The organism is Microcoleus sp. MON2_D5 (assembly GCF_036701905.1).
Lineage (GTDB): Bacteria > Cyanobacteriota > Cyanobacteriia > Cyanobacteriales > Microcoleaceae > Microcoleus.
Map to the genome: position 1 here is coordinate 1 of NZ_JAUBRM010000202.1, position 3,152 is coordinate 3,152.

Sequence of the window (3,152 nt, forward strand, 5' to 3'; positions counted from 1 at the left end):
TTACGGATATGGGTTGATTTGCACTCAGGACATGGCATGGTGATTCCCTCTATTCATACTCTAATTATGCAACGCCGAAAAAGCTCCTGATTCAACTCGTCCTTGTCGCGTTGGACTGCGAAATTACTGGATTGATACGCGCGGCGATGTGAAATTGTGCGATGAGTTTCCCGTGATTGGTAATGTGAAAAATGCCAGCGCCCGCGAGATTTGGTATGGCGAAAAAGCTCAGAAAGTTCGCCGCGATACTTTGAATTGCGGCAAGCTTTGTCTGATTACTTGTGTTTCGCAAAAGACGATTTTGGACAAGGTAAAAATGGGGGTAAAATTATTAAAAAATTGAGGTTTGAGCAGTGTTAATATTGCTTGTCTTCATGGTGACCGGGTTTGAGCAGAAACCCGGCTTTTTGTTTATTTGTCTTCGTTCTTCCTGCAAATTTCCATTTGTTCTCGAGCGCGATCTTTCTGCTCTTGTTCCTTTTGCTTGTATAATTCTAGTTGTTCGCGATCGCGCTGACGTTCCCTCTCTTCTTCCGGTTCAATTCCACCTGTTCGATTTCCACCATCCCGCGAATTGTGGATATTGTCTGCTAGAACAAATCTTGATTAGCGATCGGGTAGTTTAAGTATTTTTCAACTTGGCTTTGATATTTGCGCGATCGCAAATTCAGGAACTTCGGCAAAAACACCCGTTGCCGCCTTCAATGGAAAAATTTTTGATTTTAGGATAACTTTCGATAGAATAATTTTTCGCCTTAATATCAACAGTATTGCTGTATCCTCGCAACTGCGGCAATTATTTAGCACAATCAAATACTTGGCTTCGGGTTTCAACTAACAATCGCTTTAACTTCGCGAGTTAAATTTCTCGATTTGGTTCCGCTTCTATTTGAGTGAATTCTGGCAGCTTTCTTTATAATTAGCTGGCTATTTGCGGACCTCGGCAATCGACCTTTCCATACCAAAAAGGGGCTCGCCTGCGCGTTGAGAAAAAGACATAAAGTGCGATCGACCTTTCCAGACCAAAAATGCGATCGCACTCACACTCTCAACCAAAGATCGCCCCTCTCATTCCACTCATGGCGATCGCCCCATTACCTATAATTTTAATTAACATCCTGTCCCTCCCTTAAGCAGGGCTGGGGGGACAGGATGAAAGGGGAAACGAGACTTAAAGCGGTCGATAAACGCGATAGTTAATTTCAGGGAAAATATTATCAATCTCCTCAACCTTCTCCAACCAACCCGAATCAACTTTCCCTTCTTTCACTTCATCGTAAAGCTTGTGAAAGCGCATTAAGTGCGATCGAGTCCGCCGCACTGCATAGGGCACCATCGTCCCTGTACGCATGATAAATGCCCAGTCAGAAGATTGAGCTAGCAGCACTTCGCGCGCCGCTTGGTTCAAAGCGCGCCACTGCAATTCATCCGCAGGTTCCATGCTTCCCAACTCAATCATCCGTTCCGCAGCTTTGTGCAAGTGCGGGTAAATCCAAGCATTGGTATCGTTGAGCCAATACTCGTGGAAACCCCGGAAACCCCAGCTAGACTGAGACGGGCGGCACACTTGCTGAGTCGGATTTCCCCGCAAATAATCGGCTAAGTGCGTCATCTCGTAGGTATTTTGGTCGTACCAACTCTTGCGGAACAGGTAATCTAAGAACCAAGGCCCTTCGTACCACCAGTGACCGAAAAGTTCGGCGTCGTAAGGTGAAACAATAATCGGCGGACGCTGCATAATGCCGTTGAGGTGTTCGACTTGCCGTTCCCGGTTGAAAGCAAAGTTGCTGGCGTGTTCGGCTGCTTTTTCCCTTGCCCAGTACGGATCGTACAACTGTTTATCGCCTAAACCCAATCCGCGACCGGTGATTTTGTGATATTTAATCCCGGTATTTTTCCGCTGACCGTTGGGCATGATGTAGGGCTTAATGTAATCGTAGTCAGCTTCCCAGCCCAAATCTTTGTAGAATTCGCGGTATTCGGCGGCGCCTGGATAGCCGACTTCGGAAGACCAAACCTGCTGCGATGATTCGTGATCTCGGCCGAAGGCTGCTACTCCGCTTTCGGTGAAAATCGGGGCGTAGCTGCCGTAGCGGGGGCGCGGGCGGGCGTAGAGGATGCCGTGACCGTCTGTGAGAAAGTAGCGGAGGCCTGCGTCGGCTAACATCCGCTCTAAGCCTTCATAGTAGGCGCATTCGGGCAGCCAAATGCCTTTTGGTCGGCGGCCGAAGTTTGCTTCGTAGTTGTCGCAGGCTACTTGAATTTGTGCCCAAACTGCTTCGGGGTACATTTTCATCAGCGGTAGGTAGCCGTGGGTGGCACCGCAGGTGATGATTTCGAGGTTGTTGGTATCTTGGTGTTCTTTGAAGGCTTTGACTAAATCTCGATCGTACTTTTCCCAAAAGTTGCGAACTTGAGAGAAGTGAGCGGCGTAATGTTCTGCTAAATAGCGGAGGTGACCGTTTCCGCTGTTGTGTTCGATTTCCAGATCCGCTAATTCTTCGAGTTTAGCCAAGTGGTCGTCGAAGCGGTCTTGCAGCAAGGGGTCGCGCAGCATTGCCACCAAGGGCGGCGTCATGCTCATGGTAATTTTAAAGTCGATGCCGTCGCGCTTGAGTCCTTCAAAGACTTGCAGCAGGGGAATGTAGGTTTCTGCGATCGCCTCAAACAGCCATTCTTCTTCTAAAACATAGTCGCTTTCGGGGTGGCGGACAAAAGGCAAGTGGGCGTGGAGAACGAGTGCGAGGTAGCCAATAGTCATAAAAAAATTCGGTAAGTGGGAAACGAGCGTGTCTTTAGACCTGAGAGGGAAACGGCTAGGCGGTTTCAACCGCCGTGAATCTTTCCATTACACGGGGATTGCTAGATGGGAGTGTACTTTTGTAATGTACTTTCTAGTGGGACAATTACCACATCCAACCTCGCAACCGACGATCGCATAATGTTCGCTCCTTTATGAGCCTCTATGAGAGGGGTAATGTTAGCTTGCGCCTTCGTTAACAGCCGCTACTATATCTAGGAAACTGATTTAACCCAATAAGTCTGTTTAATCCTAAATTTCGCTGGGCAAGGAACTGTTAGAGTCGATAGAGGTGTTGCCACCTCTACCTCTCCTTCAGAACCGGACGTGAGACTTTCACCTCATCCGGCTC

2 protein-coding genes are annotated in these 3,152 nt (G+C 48.1%); one reads left to right on the forward strand and one right to left on the reverse strand.

The features are described from left to right. Positions 1–115: 115 nt before the first annotated feature. The gene (locus QUA47_RS30530; protein ID WP_333433581.1) at positions 116–343 is read left to right on the forward strand and encodes an SPASM domain-containing protein; all 228 of its coding nucleotides are present in this window, start codon (positions 116–118) and stop codon (positions 341–343) included. Positions 344–1,171: 828 nt separating this feature from the next. On the opposite strand, the gene QUA47_RS30535 is transcribed toward QUA47_RS30530, so the two are convergent. Continuing rightward, a complete protein-coding gene (locus QUA47_RS30535; RefSeq protein WP_333433580.1) occupies positions 1,172–2,761 on the reverse strand; it encodes a glycoside hydrolase family 57 protein in 1,590 nt (529 codons plus the stop codon). Positions 2,762–3,152 lie beyond the last annotated feature (391 nt).